At 72.6% G+C, this 16,008-nt stretch carries 16 protein-coding genes and 2 pseudogenes; 12 read left to right on the top strand and 6 right to left on the bottom strand.

Annotated elements, in window-relative coordinates; genetic code table 11:
• Positions 1-13: 13 nt before the first annotated feature.
• From E6W39_RS13385 to E6W39_RS13370, 4 genes are all read right to left on the bottom strand, one after another.
• Positions 14-1,426, bottom strand: a complete 1,413-nt coding sequence (locus E6W39_RS13385) for a helix-turn-helix domain-containing protein (protein ID WP_141633745.1) — start codon at positions 1,424-1,426, stop codon at positions 14-16.
• Positions 1,427-1,586: 160 nt separating this feature from the next.
• Positions 1,587-2,519 carry a carbohydrate kinase family protein gene (locus E6W39_RS13380; protein WP_141633744.1) on the bottom strand — a complete coding sequence of 311 codons (933 nt, stop codon included), beginning with the start codon at positions 2,517-2,519 and terminating at the stop codon, positions 1,587-1,589.
• A 114-nt stretch (positions 2,520-2,633) separates the two neighbouring features.
• Complete coding sequence (locus E6W39_RS13375) at positions 2,634-3,650, bottom strand: M56 family metallopeptidase (protein WP_141633743.1); 1,017 nt, start codon at positions 3,648-3,650, stop codon at positions 2,634-2,636.
• Positions 3,647-4,075, bottom strand: coding sequence for a BlaI/MecI/CopY family transcriptional regulator (locus tag E6W39_RS13370; RefSeq protein ID WP_141633742.1), 429 nt, complete (start codon positions 4,073-4,075; stop codon positions 3,647-3,649). The genes E6W39_RS13375 and E6W39_RS13370 overlap by 4 nt, the downstream gene beginning before the upstream one ends.
• Positions 4,076-4,170: 95 nt before the next feature.
• Here E6W39_RS13370 and E6W39_RS13365 point away from each other — a divergent pair, with 95 nt between their 5' ends.
• The 10 genes from E6W39_RS13365 to E6W39_RS13325 all read left to right on the top strand — a co-directional run bounded on the left by E6W39_RS13365 (position 4,171) and on the right by E6W39_RS13325 (position 11,830).
• Positions 4,171-4,845, top strand: coding sequence for a DedA family protein (locus E6W39_RS13365; RefSeq protein ID WP_141633741.1), 675 nt, complete (start codon positions 4,171-4,173; stop codon positions 4,843-4,845).
• Complete coding sequence (locus E6W39_RS43500; RefSeq protein WP_323809020.1) at positions 4,845-5,207, top strand: hypothetical protein; 363 nt, start codon at positions 4,845-4,847, stop codon at positions 5,205-5,207. The genes E6W39_RS13365 and E6W39_RS43500 overlap by 1 nt, the downstream gene beginning before the upstream one ends.
• Positions 5,204-5,467: a phosphatase PAP2 family protein gene (locus tag E6W39_RS43495; RefSeq protein ID WP_323809019.1), complete on the top strand. Its 264-nt coding sequence runs from the start codon at positions 5,204-5,206 to the stop codon at positions 5,465-5,467. The genes E6W39_RS43500 and E6W39_RS43495 overlap by 4 nt, the downstream gene beginning before the upstream one ends.
• 280 nt (positions 5,468-5,747) lie before the next feature.
• A complete protein-coding gene (locus E6W39_RS13355; RefSeq protein ID WP_181799257.1) occupies positions 5,748-6,260 on the top strand; it encodes a pyridoxamine 5'-phosphate oxidase family protein in 513 nt (170 codons plus the stop codon).
• A 174-nt stretch (positions 6,261-6,434) separates the two neighbouring features.
• On the top strand, positions 6,435-7,118 hold the full coding sequence (locus tag E6W39_RS13350) for a phosphonatase-like hydrolase (RefSeq protein ID WP_141633739.1): 684 nt from the start codon (positions 6,435-6,437) through the stop codon (positions 7,116-7,118).
• A 201-nt stretch (positions 7,119-7,319) separates the two neighbouring features.
• Positions 7,320-8,543 (top strand): hypothetical protein, encoded by a 1,224-nt coding sequence (locus E6W39_RS13345; protein ID WP_141633738.1) that lies wholly within the window; start codon positions 7,320-7,322, stop codon positions 8,541-8,543.
• Positions 8,544-8,557: 14 nt separating this feature from the next.
• A complete protein-coding gene (locus E6W39_RS13340; RefSeq protein WP_141633737.1) occupies positions 8,558-9,808 on the top strand; it encodes a hypothetical protein in 1,251 nt (416 codons plus the stop codon).
• 60 nt (positions 9,809-9,868) lie between these two features.
• Positions 9,869-10,237 carry an effector-associated constant component EACC1 gene (locus tag E6W39_RS13335; RefSeq protein ID WP_141633736.1) on the top strand — a complete coding sequence of 123 codons (369 nt, stop codon included), beginning with the start codon at positions 9,869-9,871 and terminating at the stop codon, positions 10,235-10,237.
• Positions 10,234-11,193, top strand: coding sequence for a caspase family protein (locus E6W39_RS13330; RefSeq protein ID WP_141633735.1), 960 nt, complete (start codon positions 10,234-10,236; stop codon positions 11,191-11,193). Before E6W39_RS13335 ends, E6W39_RS13330 begins: the two co-directional genes overlap by 4 nt.
• A 184-nt stretch (positions 11,194-11,377) precedes the next feature.
• On the top strand, positions 11,378-11,830 hold the full coding sequence (locus E6W39_RS13325; RefSeq protein ID WP_141633734.1) for an I66 family serine proteinase inhibitor: 453 nt from the start codon (positions 11,378-11,380) through the stop codon (positions 11,828-11,830).
• A 32-nt stretch (positions 11,831-11,862) separates the two neighbouring features.
• On the opposite strand, the pseudogene tnpA reads toward E6W39_RS13325, so the two are convergent.
• Positions 11,863-12,172, bottom strand: a pseudogene (gene tnpA / locus E6W39_RS44530) (IS200/IS605 family transposase); the annotation flags it as partial.
• 24 nt (positions 12,173-12,196) lie between these two features.
• Here tnpA and E6W39_RS13315 point away from each other — a divergent pair.
• Together E6W39_RS13315 and E6W39_RS13310 are read left to right on the top strand one after the other, a co-directional pair.
• A complete protein-coding gene (locus E6W39_RS13315; RefSeq protein ID WP_141633733.1) occupies positions 12,197-13,249 on the top strand; it encodes an RNA-guided endonuclease InsQ/TnpB family protein in 1,053 nt (350 codons plus the stop codon).
• 59 nt (positions 13,250-13,308) lie between these two features.
• Positions 13,309-14,250 carry a YhjD/YihY/BrkB family envelope integrity protein gene (locus tag E6W39_RS13310; protein ID WP_141633732.1) on the top strand — a complete coding sequence of 314 codons (942 nt, stop codon included), beginning with the start codon at positions 13,309-13,311 and terminating at the stop codon, positions 14,248-14,250.
• 68 nt (positions 14,251-14,318) lie between these two features.
• On the opposite strand, the pseudogene E6W39_RS13305 reads toward E6W39_RS13310, so the two are convergent.
• Positions 14,319-15,898 (bottom strand): annotated as a pseudogene (locus E6W39_RS13305) (MFS transporter).
• Between the last annotated feature and the right edge of the window lie 110 nt (positions 15,899-16,008).

Genomic DNA, 16,008 nt, shown 5'->3' with positions numbered 1-16,008 from the left:
CGCTGACGCTCCGTCAGGCCGAGCCGAGCCGCCGGGGTCCGGGAATCGCCGGGCTCACCGGCTCGGCGGGGTCGGGGTGCACCGTGCGGCAGCCCGGCAGCAGCACCGAGCCGCCGTCCAGCAGCGCCCGCAGCCGCCGGATCCCGGGCGCCGAGGAGGCCGGCAGCAACTGGTAGGCGTCGTACGGGCGGACCACCTCCACCTGCACCGACTCGGCGAACCGGTACGGCCGGTGCTCCAGCAGCCCACCCAGGTAGCGGCGCAGCCGGGAGAGTTCGGCCCGTACCGTGACGGTCCTGCTCGGGTCGCCGAACAGCCCCTCGGCCAGCTGCGCGGCGGTTCGGCCGGCCTGGTGGGTTGCGAGCAGCAGCAGCAGTTCCGCGTGGCGCGGGCTGAGCGGGTGCGACCAGTTGCCGACGCCGCCGCGGACCGCGATGGTGGGGTGGTCGGCGCTGCTCAGATCGAGCACCAGCCGGGCGCCCAGCACCTGTTCGGAGACCGCCTCGGCCGAGTCGGAGAGCGGTCGGACCAGCCAGCCGTCGGCCAGCGGCTCCACCGCGCACTCACCCAGCGAGGGCAGCCAGTGCACCGAGGTCGAGCCCCAGCCGTCGGCCGGCAGCCGCAGCCGGTTGATCGGGCCGGCCAGGCCGGTGGCGGCGGCCGTCCAGCCGTCCCGGTCGACCACCAGGGCCGGCCCCGAGGCCTGGGCGAGCATCGGTTCGGCGACCATGCGCAGTCGGTGCAGCGACTCCAACTGGGCGGCCCGCAGCTCGGTTTCGGCCAGTCGGGCGGCAGTCACGGCGAGCGACAGCAGCTGCGGGTGGACGCCGCGCGCCGGGCCGCTGAGGTCGACCACCCCGGTGACCCGGCCGGTGCGCGGGTCGCGCACCGGTGCGCCGACGCAGGTCCAGGCGTGCTGGTTGTGCAGGTAGTGCTCGGTGGACTGGACCCGCAGCGGCCGGCCGGTGCGGGCGACCGTGCCGATTCCGTTGGTGCCGACCGACTCCTCGGCCCAGTGGCCGCCGGTCATGAAGCCGATAAGGTCGGCGCTGCGCCGCAGTTGGGGCGGGCTCTCGTGCCACAGCAGGGTGCCGGCGGAGTCCGAGACGGCGAGGATCAGCGGCAGGTCGCAGACCGGGTCGAGCAGGGTGGAGCGCAGCGCGGGCATCACCTGGTCCAGGCCGCTGGCCCGGCGCCGGTGCTCGATCTCGGCCGGCCCGAGGTGCTGCGGGTCGCGGCCGCGCCCCGGGTCGAGTCCGAGCCGGCGCATCCGCTCCCAGGAGTCGCCGATCTCGGGGCGGAGCGGCCGGGTGGGTCGCTCGCCGTTCGCCCACTGCTCAAGGGTTTCGTCGGTGGGCGGTTTCACCGGGACGGCGGGGTGCCCGGCGCCGTCGTCGCTCCGCTCCGAGCGCGCGATCTTCCGCATGGTGACTGCTCCCGTTGCCGCATCACCGGTCTGTTTCGGCCGGGGCAGGGTCGGGCCGGCCCTGTCGCCCACAGCGTACGGGGCTGGCCCGCCGATTCGTCGGGTGATCCTCGGACGTGGTGCCAGGGGTTGACAGCGGCTGACCCTTTGCCACCGGCCTTCAGAGGGTGGTCAGCTGGGCCGCCCAGGGCGGGTTGGCGCCGGCGACCGAGCAGGTCAGCGCGGCTACGGCGGCCGCGAACCGGCAGGCGTCAGCCACCTGATCGACCGTCAGGGCGTTCAACCGGCCACCCAGCAGGCCGGCTTGAGCGAGGTGGTGGAGCAGCCCGGCGGTGAAGGCGTCGCCGGCCCCGACGGTGTCGACCACCTGAACGGGAGCGGCCTCGATCCGCACCCGTTCGCCGTCGAGGGAGGCCAGCGCGCCCTGCTCACCGAGGGTCAGCACGATCAGCGGAACGCCCAGCTGGTGCCAGTGGTCGAGGACTTCGGCGACCGGTTGATCGGGATGGAGGAGCGCCAGGTCGTCAGCGGACAGGCGTAGCAGGTCGGTGAGGGCGCACCAGGCGGCCATGCGCTCCCGGTAGCGTTCCGGGGCGACCAGCAGCGGTCGAAGGTTCGGATCGATCGAAACGGTGGCGTGCGCTCCGGCGCGGGCCAGGAACTCCTCGACGGCGGTTGCGCCGGGGGCGCGTACCAGGGCGAGTGAGCCGGTGTGGACGGCGACGGACTGCGTCAGGTCGACGGCGGCCAGCTCGGCCGGCTGCCACTGGAAGTCGGCGGTGCCCTCGGCGTGGAACGTGTAGCCGGCCCGCCCCTCGGCGTCCAGCGCGGCGATCGCCAGCGTGCTGGGCTCGGCGGCGGCCACGCAGCCCGACAGGTCGACGCCCGAGCCGGCCAGCCGGTCGCGGAAGAGCGCGCCGAACGGGTCGGCTGCCAGCCGGCCGAGGAAGCGGGTGCGGCTGCCGAGCCGGGCGAGCGCGGTGGCGGTGTTGGCGGGGCCGCCGCCGGGGTGCACGGTCAGCGACAGCTCGCCGGGGCGGCCGTCGGTGGCGAAGGCGTCGGCGACGCACTCGCCGAGCACGGTGATGGTCACGGGAGGTCCCCTCCGTCTTTCGCGTGCGGGTCGGCCGTCGCGCGTGACGTGCGGGTCGGCCGTCGCACGTGACGTGCGGGTCGGGCGTCACGCGCGGGTCATGCCGTGCTCGGGTCAGCGCCGCGCGCCGGCTTCGCTCGCCTGGGCGATCTCCACGGCGTGGTGCAGGTCGGTGGTGGCCTCCACGGTACCGGCCGCGCTGACGGCCAGGCAGGCGGCCAGGGCGAGGGCGGCCACCGCCCGGCGACGGTTGCCGGTGCCGGGCAGCGCGGCGGTCAGCCCGTCGGGCTGGGGGGAGAGCAGCGCGGCCACCCGGCGGGGGACCGGTCCGGCGGCGGCCGCCGGGGCCAGCAGCGGGCGCTGCCGGCGCTCCCGGCGCGGGGTGCGGGAGGCGGCCAGCGCGGCGCGGCCGACGGCACGGGCGGTCACCGCGCGGTCGCCGACCGAGCGGGCGGCGTCCTCGTCGGCCCAGCGCTCCAGGTGGTAGCCGAGCGGGGTGCGCAGCTGGCGCAGCGCCGGGTGCAGCACGGCGGCGTACTCGGCGGTGGCCAGGAAGAGGTGGTGCCGGGACGTCAGGTGCGCTCGCTCATGGGCCAGCAGGGCGGCCCGCTCGGGGGCCGGCAGGGCGCGCAGCATGCCGGCGGTGACCACGATCCGGCCGGGGCGGCCGGGCAGGGCGTAGGCGTCGGCGTGGTCCTCGTCCAGCACCGCGAGCGGGTGGTGGTCGGTGGGGCTGAACAGCTCGCGCAGGCTCGGGCGGGGCGGCTGGGGCAGACCGAGGGCGGCCCGGGCCCGGCGCAGGTCGCGGTACTGCCGGTGCGCGGTGCGCAGGGTCAGCGCGCCGGTCACCACCAGGGCGATCCCGGCCAGGGTGGCGAGCACCATGGTGGTGGGCGAGGCGTCGGCCAGCCAGGGCACCGACAGGTGGGCGAGCGCGGCCACCGCGGGGATCCGCAGCAGGCCGCCCGCCAGCAGCAGGCCGAGCGAGGCGGCGCTGGCCCCGGCCAGCAGCGCCCCGGTGCAGCCCAGCACCCAGGCGGCGGCGCGCGGTGGCAGCGCCTCGGCCAGTCGGCGGGCGGCGGGGGCGGCGAGGAACGGCACCAGGAACGGGGCCCAGACGGCGACGATCATTGGTGGCCGCCGCTCTGCCCGCCGGCCGCCTGCCGACCGGCGGCCTGCCCGTTCGCCGGGCCGTCGCCGAGCAGTTCGCGCAGCAGGCGCTCGTCGTCGTCGGAGAGGTCGGAGACGAACCGGGCCAGCACGGTGGAGCGGTCCTGCTCGCGCTCCAGTTCGGTGCGCATCCGGCGGGCCGCCAGGCCGGCCGGGTCCTGCACGGTGGGGGTGTAGGCGTAGGCGCGGCCGGCCCGGGTGCGCTCCACGGTGCCCTTGTCGTGCAGCCGGGCCAGGATCGTGGCGATGGTGGTCCGGGCCAGGTCGCCGCCGAGGGCCAGCTGGACGTCCTGCGGGGTGAGGGGTCGGTCGGCGGCCCAGAGTGCGGCGAGCACCTGCGCCTCCAGTTCCCCCGACGGGCGGCGCACGGCTGGCAGTTCCGGCATGTCGACGTGACCTCCAGTCTTCGTCTACAGTCGTGTAGTCCGTCTACGTCACTGTAGACGGTTGGGGCGCGTTCCGCAGGACCGCCTCCACCAGTATGAGAGGTCCGCCAACCGTGCTCGCTGCCTCCTCCGTGCTAGCGGTCAACATCCTCGACGCCTCGTCGGTGTTGTCCGCATTCGGGGCCCTCGGGATCGCCGTCGTCCTGTTCGCCGAGACCGGCCTGCTGGTCGGGTTCATGCTGCCCGGCGACTCGCTGCTCTTCACCGCCGGCCTGCTCTGCGTCTCCGGTACGCACAGCGGTCCGCACCTGGTGCTCTGGCAGGTGCTGCTGTCCGCGGTGGTCGGTGCGCTGGCCGGTGCGCAGGTCGGCTATCTGATCGGCAAGCGGGGCGGCCGGGCGCTGCTGGCCCGCAGCGAGCGCAAGGCGCTGAAGCAGGGCGTCGCGCGGGCCGAGGAGCTGCTGGCGCAGTACGGGCACGCCAAGGCCATCGTGCTGGCCCGGTTCATCCCCGTGGTGCGCACCGTGCTCAATCCGATGGCCGGCGTGCTGGAGGTGCCGCAGCGCACCTTCACCCTCTGGCAGGTGGTCGGCGGCCTGGTCTGGTCGGTCGGTGTGGTGCTCGCCGGGTACGCGCTCGGATCGTCCGTTCCCAGTATCGACAAGTACTTGTTGCCGATCATTGGTCTGGTAGTAGTTGTCTCCGTGATCCCGATTGCTCTCGAAATGCTCCGCGCCCGCAAGGCCGCCCGCCAGGGTGGTGACGCCTGATGACCGAACTCCTCGCCTATGACGGCAGCGGCATCGACGGCGGCTTCTACACCACCGTCACGGGCTGGGCCCAGGACACCCCGCACTGGCTCGACAAGACGATCGACGTCTGGTCGAACCTCGGCCTCGGCCTCTTCGCCCTGTTCATGCTCTGGGCCTGGTGGCAGGCGCGGCGGGCCGACTCGGTGGTGATGGCCCGGGTGCTCGCCTCGCCGGTCATCGTGGTGGTCGCCTACCTGGCCAACTCGGTGCTGAAGAGCCTGGTCCACGAGGTGCGGCCGTGCCAGCAGCTGCCGAGCACGGTCACTGTGGAGACCTGCCCGGGGCCGGGGACTGGTCGTTCCCGAGCAACCACTCGGTGATCGCCTTCGCGGCCGCGACCGCGCTGATCTTCGCCTACCGGCGGCTCGGCTGGGTGGCGATGCTGTTCGCCGTGCTGATGGGGGCGTCCCGGGTCTGGATCGGCGTGCACTACCCGCATGACGTGGCGGTCGGCCTGGTGGTCGGCATCGTGGCCGGTGCGGTGCTGGGGGCGTTCGCCGGACGGCTGGCGCCGCTGGTGGAGCGGCTGCGGGGCGGTGCGCTGGGGCCGTTCCTGGGGGCGGGGCCGGCGGCGGCCTGACGCTCTCGGGCCCTTCGCCTTCTCTGCCTTGATCGCCTGCTTCTCAGGCGCGAGTTCTCTGCGAGTTCTCCACGAGTTCTCGGGCGCGAGGCCGGATCGACCACATGGTCGGTCCGGCCTCGCGCTGCTTTCGGCGCCTGCGGATTCGTCCACAACCGGTGGGTTATCCACAGGCATGGAAGTCCCCTTGTGCGGCCCTGGCGGCAGGAGCAGCATGAAACCGCCTCCAGCGGTTGCGCATCGGCTCGGGTGCGCATCGTGTGTCGAAGGGACAAACGCCATGCCGTACCGTCTCGATGTCCTCCAGGGAGACTGGCCCGCCGAAGAGCTGCGCCAGGGAGTGGAAGGTCTGCTGGCCGAGTCCATGGTGCTCACCCTGGCCACCGCCGGGCCCGAGCACGGGCCGCACGCCAATCTCGCCTTCTACGCGTACGACGACGACTTGGTGCTCTATTTCGTCAGTGAGCGCTCCACCAGGCACAGCATCCACCTGTCCGAGCAGGCCCGGGCCGCCGCGACGGTCTTCCTGCCCCCGCCGGCCTTCGGTGAGCAGCTGCGCGGGTTGCAGCTCGCCGGGCGGGCCGGCGAGGCCTGGGGGCACCATGCCGAGGCCGCGCTGACGGCCTATCAGAAGCGCTATCCGAGCTTCGCCCGGACGCCGGAGATACGCGAGCAGTTCCTGGCGGGCGGCGGGGCGGCGGCGCTCTACCGCTTCGAGGTCGCGGAGCTCACCGCGGTGGACGAGCCGCACTTCGGCCGCCGCAACTACCTGCGGGCGGAGGTGGTGCGGTAGTCCAGTTGTCCATGCCGAGTGGAGTGGTTGTCTGTACAACTTGGTGATTGTTACTGTGCTGGTCGCCGTCCGGCAACCCTGCCGTCACCTGGGCCGCGCAGCGTTGTCGCCGTGCGGGTGGGCGTCGGTTCGACCTGTACTCCGGCACTACCAACCCGCAAAGGCACCCCACAGATGAGCATCTCCGACATTCGCCTGGTCGTACTGGACATGGCCGGGACCACCGTGGCCGACGACGGCTTGGTCGAGCAGGCCTTCAACGCGGCCGCGCTGGCCCTCGGCGTCGAGCCCGGCAGCCCCGAGCACGAGCCGATGCTCGCCCACGTCCGGGCCACCATGGGGGAGTCCAAGATCTCCGTCTTCCGGCACCTCTTCGGCGACGAGGAGCGGGCCCAGCGCGCCAACCAGGCGTTCGAGCAGGCCTACCACGACCTGGTCGAGGCCGGGCACTGCGCGCCGATCCCCGGCGCCGCCGAGGCCATCGCCGAGCTGCGCGCCCAGGGTCGCAAGGTGGTCCTCACCACCGGCTTCTCGCGCGCCACCCAGGACCGCATCCTGGCCGCGCTCGGCTGGCAGCAGATCGCCGACCTGACCCTCTGCCCCGCCGACGCCGGTCGCGGCCGCCCCTACCCCGACCTCGCCCTCACCGCGCTGCTGCGCACCGAGACCGATTCGGTGCGCGAGGTCGCGGTGGTCGGCGACACCGGCTACGACATGCTCACCGGCACCCGCGCCGGCGCCGCCGTGGTCGCCGGGGTGCTCACCGGTGCGCACGGCGCCGAGCGGCTGCGGGCCGACGGTGCCACCCATGTGCTGGCCTCGATCGCCGAGCTGCCCGGGCTGCTGGGCGCGCGCTGAGCCGCTGGGCCGAGGTGCCGGGCGCGCGCTGAGTCGCGGTGCTGGGCGGTGGCAGCGAGCCGTGCCGCCGCCCGGCACAACGTCATCGTCGGCTTTCGTCACTGGAAGTGACACACCCTCAGTGTTGTGCCACGATGCTCAGCGCAGTCGGCGGTCGGCAGTGCCGGCCGGCATGGTTCGACAACAACGCGGGGGAGACCGATGCTCAACGGCGGAGCCCTACCCATCCCCGGTTGGGTGGGTGGCGACGGCAACAGCGCCTACCTGGACAAGACCCTTCGGCACGAGCCCGTCGAGACGGTCCTCGACGACCGGGTCTCCGGACAGACCGTCCTCAGGCTCTGGAGCCGCGCGGCCCTGGTCGCCTTCATCGCGGCCCTGGTCCAGTTCCCGATCCTGCTCTTCACATTGTTCAGCGGCTCCGGTCCCGGGCCGACGTACGGAAGCTCGATGTACGGGGAGGGCAGTAGCAGCGGGCCCGACCCGACGTTCCTGTTCGTGATGCTCTTCGACGTACCGCTGGTCTTCTGGGTGGTGCTGCTCTGCTCCAAGCTCACCGAGCCGATCGCCGAGTGGCGGGTCCTGCTGCACGACCGCAGTGAGCAGGACGTCCAGTCCACCTATCACAAGATCTGCGGAGTGGCGGCCCAGCGCGGCTTCCCGCTGGGCGTCAACTACCGGCGCCTGGCGACCGGTCACGCCAATGGCCAGCTCAACAGCCGGCTGGCGCTCAGCAACGGCGACTGCGAGGCCGTGATCTCGGTCTTCCGCTACGGCACCAGCCTCTACCTGGGCTGGCAGATGTGGCGCAGCCGGCGCGGCTGGCGGCTGATCGCGCGCTTCCTCGGCGACGCCCTCGGCAGCATCTTCGGAAAGGCCGACCTGGCGTGGGCGATGCTGCGCACCGAGAACGTGCGGGCGATGCGCGAGGCGGTGCACGCGCTCTGCCGCGAGGGCCTGGTGACCGCGCTGGAGCAGCAGGTGGTCGGCGTCGAGTTCGGCTTCGGCAGCGGCCTGCCGCCGCAGGCCGAGTACCGGCAGGCCAGCTCCGTCATCACCGACAGCGGCCCCGCCGCCGGGCCGCTCCTCCGGGCCACCGCCGCGCCGATCCCGGGGCAGACCCGGGGCCAGTACCCGGGCCAGGCCACCTGGCAGGACCCGTCACTGGACGCGCCCGCGGCGTTCACGGTGCCGGGCGCGGACGGCCCGGCCACCCCGCCGTCGTTCCAGGCCCCCGCCCAGGCCCCGATCCCGGGCCCGGTCGCGCCGCACCACGGCGGGCATGCCGATCCGCACCACGGTCAGCAGCACCTCCCCCAGGATCAGCCGCCCGCCGCCCCCGCTCCTTCTCCTGCCCCCGCCCCCGAGCCGCCCGCGTCGTCGCCGCAGAGCCACGACTCGCACCACCACGGCCACAACGGCTGACGGGAGCACAACGGATGGTCGACGCCTCGTCAGGCCCTGACGGCGTGCTGCTGCACTCCACCGACGCAGGCAGCTGGGCCTGGGTCGGGCTCCGGCTGGCCCCCGCCCAGGGGCTGGCCGAGCACCGCGGCTATGCGGACGTCAGCGAGGAGCAGCGCATCGCCGAAGCGGTGCGGGCCGAGCTCGCCTGGCTGCACCGCCAGTGCCGCCCCGGTGAGGCGAGCCGCCTTGACCTGCGCTACCTGAGCGAGCCGGGCAGCGGACTCCTGCGGTGCGTGCTGCTCGGCCAGGCCGCCGCAGCCACCCCGGCCGCCGCGCATGCCGCCGCCCTGGCGCTGCGCGAGCGGCTGGCCGCGCTGCCCGGCCATGTCGCGGCCCGCCCGATCACCGACCAGGCCGAGCTGCTGGCGGTGCTCAACCCGCCGCTCGCGCCGGTGACCGCGTCCACCGCTGGCCTGGCAGCCGCACACGGCGCTGGGCCCGTCGCCGCCCGGCCCGCCACGGGGCCCGCAGCCCGGCCCGCCACGATCGAGGCCGCCGAAGTCCGGCCCCGACTCACCGCCCTCGCCCTGCAACGCCCCGACACCGACCGCCGCTACGCCGTCCTCGCCGCCGACCTGGAGCCGTCGTCCGTCAGTTGGGAACCGCTCTGGGCAGCCCTGGCCGGCGCCGACCAGCCGGTGGTCCTCTCCGTCGCCCTCGAACCGGTCCAGCTCGGCCCCGCCGAAATCGCCGAACTCGCGCGCTACGCAGCCGAATACCGCCGACTTGCCACGCCCGGCCACACCGCCCCGCCCTGGCCGCAGGTCCTGCCCGGCGACCCCGCCGCCGCCCGGGCGGCGGCCGCCCTGGAGGCTGCGCTGCCCCGGCTCAGCGCCCCGGCCTTCCGCCTGCGCGCCACCCTGCTCGGCACCGGCCCGGCCGTTCCCGCCGGCCTGCTCGCGGGTGCGGCCGGGGCCGTCGCGCTGCCCGTGCCACCTGCCGAACTGCCGGTCGTGCACGCCAATGTGGCCGGCCTCAACCTCACCCCGCTCCCGGCCACCCACCACCAGGGCCTGCCCGCCGGCCACTACGGCTGGGTCGAGCAGACCGTCAGCTCGCTCGCCGCCCCGGATCGGGCCGTCGCCCTGCTGCGGCTGCCGTACCAGGTGCCGACCCATCGCCGGCTCTTCGACGACCGCTTCCTGGCCGCTGCCGCCCCCGCCGCGAGTGGCGGTCCGACGCCGACCCCGACCAGCCCCGAGCCGCATCTGCCCGCCTTCTGACGCATCGGTTCCTGTCGCATCACGCATCTGATGCATCGTCGGAACCGTTTGGAGACACCCATGGACCAGTACACCATCGCCTTCGACGGCGACCCCGAGGAGTTCGACGCCGACGTCCGCGACCTGCGCGACTTCCTCAGCCAGGACGCCGCACTGCGCGGCCGGACCGAGCTCCGGCTGGTCCCGCCCGCGCCGGGCGAGCAGGGTGGCGTGGCCGACGCCGTCCGCTACGCCACCGAGCTCGGCCCGCTGGTGCTGTCCCCGCTCACGCTCTGGCTCACCGCCCGGCTGCGCAAGGGCGGCAAGGTGTCGCTGACCCTGCACCGCCCGGACGGCGCCGAACTCAAGCTGGACACCGACAGCGTCGCCGACGCCAACACCCTGCTGGACCGCCTCGAAGGCTTCCTGGACCCTGACGAGCAGGGGTGAGCTGGCCCGCCCTGCTGCCCGATCCGCTGCGCTCGCGCGCGGTGCTGGTCTCGGTCGCCGAGTTCCACGATCCCGGTCTCGATGCGCTGCCCCAAGCCCAGCCCTCGGTGGACGAGTTGGCCGACGCACTGAGTGCCCCGCGCGGCCTGCTCCGCTGGGACCGGATCACCCGGATCCACGATCCGCGTGATGCCAACGAGGTGCTCGGGCCGCTGCGCGAGGCCGCCGCCGACACCACCGACCTGCTGCTCTTCTACTACGCGGGCCACGGCGTGCTGGACGGCGGCAGGGTGCACTTCGCGCTGCCCGATACCGACCAGGCGCACGCCGCGACCACCGCCCTGCCCGCCCAGCAGGTACTGGAGTTGCTGCAGCAGAGCCGGGCCAGGCACCGGCTCGCCTGGCTCGACTGCTGCTTCGCCGGTCTCGCCCTGGACCTGCCGGCCGCCGGGGACGTCAGCGTGCTGACGGCCGCCGACCGTACGCGCAAGGCGCTCGCGCCGCCCGCCCTGCGCACCACGCTCTTCACCGACGCCCTTCTCGCCCTGCTGCGCGACGGGGTGCCGGACGGTCCCGCCCACCTCGATCTGCCGCTGCTCCACCGGCACACCGAGATCGCGCTGGGCCAGGTGCCGCCCGGCATGCCCCGCCGCACCAGCGCGCCCAACCCCTGCCACCGCGTCACCCACACCAGCGCCGACCTCGCCCTGGCCCGCAATCCCGCCCATGGCACCGCCCACACCCGCGAAGGCCTGCGTGCCCGAGCCCGCTTCGCCGTCCGTACCGCCCGCGCCGACCGCCCGGGCCGCCCGGCGCAGGCCGTCGCCCTGTTCACGGCGATCGTCGCGGACGCCGAACGCCACCTCGGGCCGGGCGACCCGGACACGGTCGAGCTCAGGCAGGGCTGGAGTGGGCCAAGTGGGTTGCTGCACAGGGAGGGTGAGGGACAGATCTGATGTGAGGTCACCGATGCACCTGGCCAAGTGAGTTGGCGTTGCGCCCAAGTGCTCTTACATAGGTTTTCACTAAGAGCACACGAAAGGATGATGTCATTCCGCTTCCTGTTGCCCCCGACGCGCGCGCCCTGGAGTCTGGTTGCCGCCGGTCGGCGTGGCCGGCAGTCGAACCGGGAGGGATCAGATGGCGCTCTCAAGTGGACGCTACCGCTTGTGGATTGGGGACCGGCCCGTGGTGGTGGTCGACAACATGGCGGCGGTGAGCGGCGATCCGCTCGCCGATCCGGCGGTCTGGCTCTTCAACTACCAGGAACACCTGGGCCGCTACACCATCGAGGCGCAGGACCGGAGCGGTGGGTGGGTGCTGCCCGTCGGCGACGGCATGACGCCGATCGCCGTGCGGGCGCTGATCGTGGTGCCGAGTGAGCCTCCGGTCTTCCCGGCCTACGAGTTGTGGAGCATAACCCCGTTGCTGGACGGCGAGATCGAGGCGCAGGGGCTAAGGCCGGACGCCGCGGTCTTCCGGGTGCACGCGGTCCGCGGCCGGACCGTCGGACTGAGCGCTCCGATCGGGCGCAGCAGGGCCGTGGTGGCCGACGCCGACGTGCCGGCCGTGTTCGCGGCCGAGCCGGCCTAAGAGCCTGGCGTCCGACGGCGCTGTGCCCGCCAGTAGTGCTGGACCAGTTCCGGGTACTCCTGGCGCAGCCGGCGTGAGCTGATGCCCTTGAGGCCGTTGACCAGCTTGGACAAGGGCGACCTTCGGCGGGAAGTTCACCAGCAGGTGCACGTGGTTGTCCTTGCCTTTGAACTCCATCATCTCCGCTTCGAAGTCCTCACGGACACTCCGCGCGATCTCCTCCAGCCGGGTCAGGTGTCGGTCGGCGAACACCTTGTGCCGGTGTTTCGTCACGAAAACCGAGTGCGCGTGCAGGGCGTATGCGCGGCGACAGTCAGTCCGGGTATCCTGACACACAGTTATAAACCAACTGGTACGGTGGCCTTCGTGCAGCTTCGGTACTCCTTCCGGCTCTACCCGAACGGGCCGCAGCGTTCAGCGCTGGCCCGTGCGTTCGGGTGTGCGCGCGTGGTGTACAACGATGCTCTCCGGACGCGCGAGGACGCCCGGGCGGCGGGTGAGGCGTTCCCGAAGATCGGTGACCTGTCGAAGGCGCTGATCACCGAGGCGAAGAAGACCATGGAACGGGCTTGGCTTGCGGAAGTCTCGGCCGTGGTGCTGCAGCAGTCGCTGCGGGATCTGGACACCGCGTATCGGAACTTCTTCGACGGCTTGACGGGTAAGCGCCCGCGTATGGGGGCTCCCCGGTTCAAGAGTCGCAAGGACAATCGGCAGGCCGTCAGGTTCACCGCGAACGCCCGATGGAAGGTCACCGCGGGCGGTGACCTGTCGTTGCCGAAGATCGGCGACGTGCGCGTCAAGTGGTCCCGATCGCTGCCGTCGGTCCCCTCCACGGTGACGGTGATCAAGGATGCCGCCGGGGGGTATTTCGCGTCGTTCGTGGTGGATTCCGATCCCGGCGCCGATCTCCTCCCCGAAGCCACTGGCGTGGTGGGGATCGACCTAGGACTGACGCATTTCGCCGTCCTCTCGGACGGGACGAAGATCGACAGTCCCCGTTTCCTGCGACGTGCCGAGAAGCGGCTCAAGAAGGCCCAGCGGGACCTGTCCCGCAAGGCCAAGGGGTCAAGGAACCGTGACAAGGCCCGTGTCAAAGTAGCCCGCGCTCACGCGCGGGTGGCCGATGCGCGGCGCGAGTTCCACCACCAGCTCTCCACCTGGCTCCTGCGCGAGAACCAAGCCGTGGCCGTGGAAGACCTGGCGGTCAAGGCGCTCGCCCGTACCCGGATGGCCAAGTCCGTGCACGACGCCGGCTGGTCGGCGTTCGTGGCCATGCTGGAGTACAAGGCCGTGAAGTTCGGCCGCACGCTGGTCAGGATCGGTCGGTTCGAGCCCACGTCCCAGGTGTGCTCGGCCTGCGGGATCAAGGACGGCCCCAAGCCCCTCAGCGTCCGCGCATGGACCATCCCCGTGCTTTAGCGCGGGGAGCGGAAGTCAAGCTCCGGCCGTTGGTGAGGAGCCGGGCCGCAGGAACGGAGATGCAGACGAGCCTGTTCAGTCGCGAGTACGTGGTGCGGACGCTGACGTTCTGGCTGCGCCCCGCGTTCGCCTTGCGCGTGCTGAACCGGTTCCAGCGGATCGTCGGCTTCGACCGCTCGATGGCCCTGGCGTCCAGCGGACTCACGGCGCTGATTCCGCTGGCGGTGCTGCTGGCCTCGTTCCTGCGGCACCTCGGCGGGCCGGACGTGGCGCAGCGCCTCATCAACCGCTACGGCCTGAGCGGCGGGGGAGCCGAAGCCGTCCGGAGCCTCTTCGGCGGCGGTGTGGATGCGGGCATCGACCTGCTCAGCGTCTTCTTCCTGGTGCTCTCGGCGCTGGGCTTCGAGCGGGCGGCGCAGCGCCTCTTCGAACAGACCTGGGAGCTGGCACCGCTCGGTGTGCGCAACACCAGGAAGGGGCTGTGGTGGATCCTGACGCTGACGGTCTACATCGCGGTCTCGAGCTCGGTGCACGCGGTCCTCGGCCGTCGGCCCTTCGAGCTGGCGGCGAACATCTGCCTGGCCCCGCTCACGGCGGTTTTCCTGATCTGGAGCGGGACCCTCCTGTCGGCCGGGCGGATCGAGCGGCGGGACCTGGTGCCGTTCGGCGTGGTCGCGGCCGTGCTTGGGACGGTCTACTCGGTGGGTGCGTCCTTCTACCTGCCGCACCTGTTCAACTCCTATGCCACCCGCTACGGGCCGGTCGGTGCGGTCTTCGCGATGATCACTTTCCTGTTCGGCACCATGTTCGTGCTGGTCGGCTCGTCCGTGTTGGGCCGTGAGGTGCAGGACGAGCTGGAGCGCATCCGCCAGGGCCGGCGGCCGCCGGACGACGAGGTCCGACACCAGTGGGCCGTCCTGCAGGACCAGATGAAGGACCACTGGCAGGCGGCGCGGCAGAAGACCCGCCGGCGCCCGCCCCAGCAACCGCCCGATTCCTGAGCGGTCGAGCGGTCGAGCGACGAGTGCCGATCGTGCCGTAGGCGCGTCCCAGTCGGTCCGGAGGCGTCTCAGCCGGCCCGGAGGCGTTCCGAGGGCAGTCGCCGGGTGAATGCCAGGCCACCGAGGGTGATCCCGCCCGCCGTCAGGATGGCGACCTTCAGGCCGCCGATCTGCGCTGCCGCATACGCGTCCACCACGTGCTGGGCCTGGTCGGCCGGGACACCCGCCTTGGCGAGCCCGGCGCTGACCTGGTCCGTGGGCACGAAGTTCACCCCGCTCTCCACCGCCACCCCGACCTGCTGGCGCACCGCGTCGGAGATCTGCGGGTTGGCGGCGATGTTCCGGTTGAAGGCGCCGGCGAGGGCTCCGATCAGGATCGCCCCGATCAGCGCCGTGCCCAGCGAGGAGCCGAACTGCTGTGCCGTGTTCTGCAGCCCACCGGCCTCGCTGCGGGCCTCCTCGCCGACACTGGACTGCACGACGTTGCCCAGCTGGGAGGCCAGCAACCCCATCCCCAGGCCGAGCAGCGCCATCGCCAGCGCGAACTGGACGTCGACGATCTGCGGTCGGATGGTCGCCAGCAGCCAGCAGATCGCGCCCAGCATGACCACCAGCCCGCAGCGCACCAGCCGCCGCGGCGAGGCGACCTTGCCCAGCGACGAGCCGCCCAGCGCTGCGACCAGCATGGTGATCGAGACGGGCAGCAGTCGCAGCCCGGTCTGGAACGCATTGAACCCCTGCACCACCTGCAGGTACAGCGGGATCACGAAGAACAGCCCGAGCAGGATCACGCTCTGCGTCAGCAGCATGACCAGTCCGGCGCGCAGCGGTGCGATCCGCAGCAGCGACAGCCGGACCAGCGGCATCAGCCCGTGCCTCTCCCGGCGCCGCTCCCAGCCGGCGAACAGGGCGAGGAGCACCCCGCCGGCCGCGATGACGAACAGGGTCGGCGAGAACCCGAAGACGGTGAACGGTGAGTTGCGCGGATGCAGCACCCCCCAGCTGCTGCTCTGCAGGACGCCCAGCACCACCAGGGCGAGCCCGGCCGCGGACAGGCCGGCTCCCACGCCGTCCAGCTGGATCCGGCGTCCGGTCTCCGCCGGCACCGCGATCCAGCGCAGCAGCGACAGCAGCACCACGACCACCACCACCTCGCCGGCGAACACCAGGCGCCAGGTGAGGTACGTGGTCACCCAGCCGCCGAGCAGCGGGCCGACCGCGATGCCGACCCCGACATCCCGCCGATCACGCCGTAGGCGATGGCCCGGTCCCGCCCCTGGTAGCAGCCGGCCACCAGGGCGGCCAGGGCCGGCAGCACGACGGCCGCGCCGAGCCCCTCGATCACCGACCACCCGAGTGCCAGCACCCACAGGACCGGCGCGACCGCGGTCAGCAGCGAGCCGACCCCGTAGACCACCAGGCCGATGCCGAAGGCGCGACGGCGTCCCAGCACGTCGCCGAGCTTGCCTCCGGTGATCATGAAAGCGGCCATCACCAGGGCATAGAGCGTGATGACGGCCTGGATCGTGGTGACGTCGGTGTGGAAGTCGTGCACCAGTTGGCTGATCGACACGTTCATCACTGCCGTGTCGAGCACCATCAGGAACTGGGCCGTGCCCAGCACGGCCAATGCCTTCCAGCGGCCCATCACCCGATCTCCGTTCCGTCCTGCCGGAGTGGCGGCGAGTGCCGCGTGGTTGACTACCACGGTATGTCCGCAGGTGCGGCCCCGCAGGGCGGTCGACCTGCGGGGCCGCA

This window comes from Kitasatospora acidiphila, from assembly GCF_006636205.1.
Taxonomy (GTDB): domain Bacteria; phylum Actinomycetota; class Actinomycetes; order Streptomycetales; family Streptomycetaceae; genus Kitasatospora; species Kitasatospora acidiphila.
Note: the sequence above shows the minus strand (reverse complement) of the source record. Positions and strands in the feature narration are given on the sequence as shown.

What these genes read in the sequence shown, in the direction of transcription:
- E6W39_RS13385 (WP_141633745.1), bottom strand. Translation starts at nt 1,426, where the DNA reads ATGCGGAAGATCGCGCGCTCGGAGCGGAGCGACGACGGCGCCGGGCAC.
- E6W39_RS13375 (WP_141633743.1), bottom strand. Translation starts at nt 3,650, where the DNA reads ATGATCGTCGCCGTCTGGGCCCCGTTCCTGGTGCCGTTCCTCGCCGCC.
- E6W39_RS13370 (WP_141633742.1), bottom strand. Translation starts at nt 4,075, where the DNA reads ATGCCGGAACTGCCAGCCGTGCGCCGCCCGTCGGGGGAACTGGAGGCG.
- E6W39_RS13365 (WP_141633741.1), top strand. Translation starts at nt 4,171, where the DNA reads ATGAGAGGTCCGCCAACCGTGCTCGCTGCCTCCTCCGTGCTAGCGGTC.
- E6W39_RS43500 (WP_323809020.1), top strand. Translation starts at nt 4,845, where the DNA reads ATGACCGAACTCCTCGCCTATGACGGCAGCGGCATCGACGGCGGCTTC.
- E6W39_RS13355 (WP_181799257.1), top strand. Translation starts at nt 5,748, where the DNA reads ATGCCGTACCGTCTCGATGTCCTCCAGGGAGACTGGCCCGCCGAAGAG.
- E6W39_RS13350 (WP_141633739.1), top strand. Translation starts at nt 6,435, where the DNA reads ATGAGCATCTCCGACATTCGCCTGGTCGTACTGGACATGGCCGGGACC.
- E6W39_RS13345 (WP_141633738.1), top strand. Translation starts at nt 7,320, where the DNA reads ATGCTCAACGGCGGAGCCCTACCCATCCCCGGTTGGGTGGGTGGCGAC.
- E6W39_RS13340 (WP_141633737.1), top strand. Translation starts at nt 8,558, where the DNA reads ATGGTCGACGCCTCGTCAGGCCCTGACGGCGTGCTGCTGCACTCCACC.
- E6W39_RS13335 (WP_141633736.1), top strand. Translation starts at nt 9,869, where the DNA reads ATGGACCAGTACACCATCGCCTTCGACGGCGACCCCGAGGAGTTCGAC.
- E6W39_RS13325 (WP_141633734.1), top strand. Translation starts at nt 11,378, where the DNA reads ATGGCGCTCTCAAGTGGACGCTACCGCTTGTGGATTGGGGACCGGCCC.
- E6W39_RS13310 (WP_141633732.1), top strand. Translation starts at nt 13,309, where the DNA reads ATGCAGACGAGCCTGTTCAGTCGCGAGTACGTGGTGCGGACGCTGACG.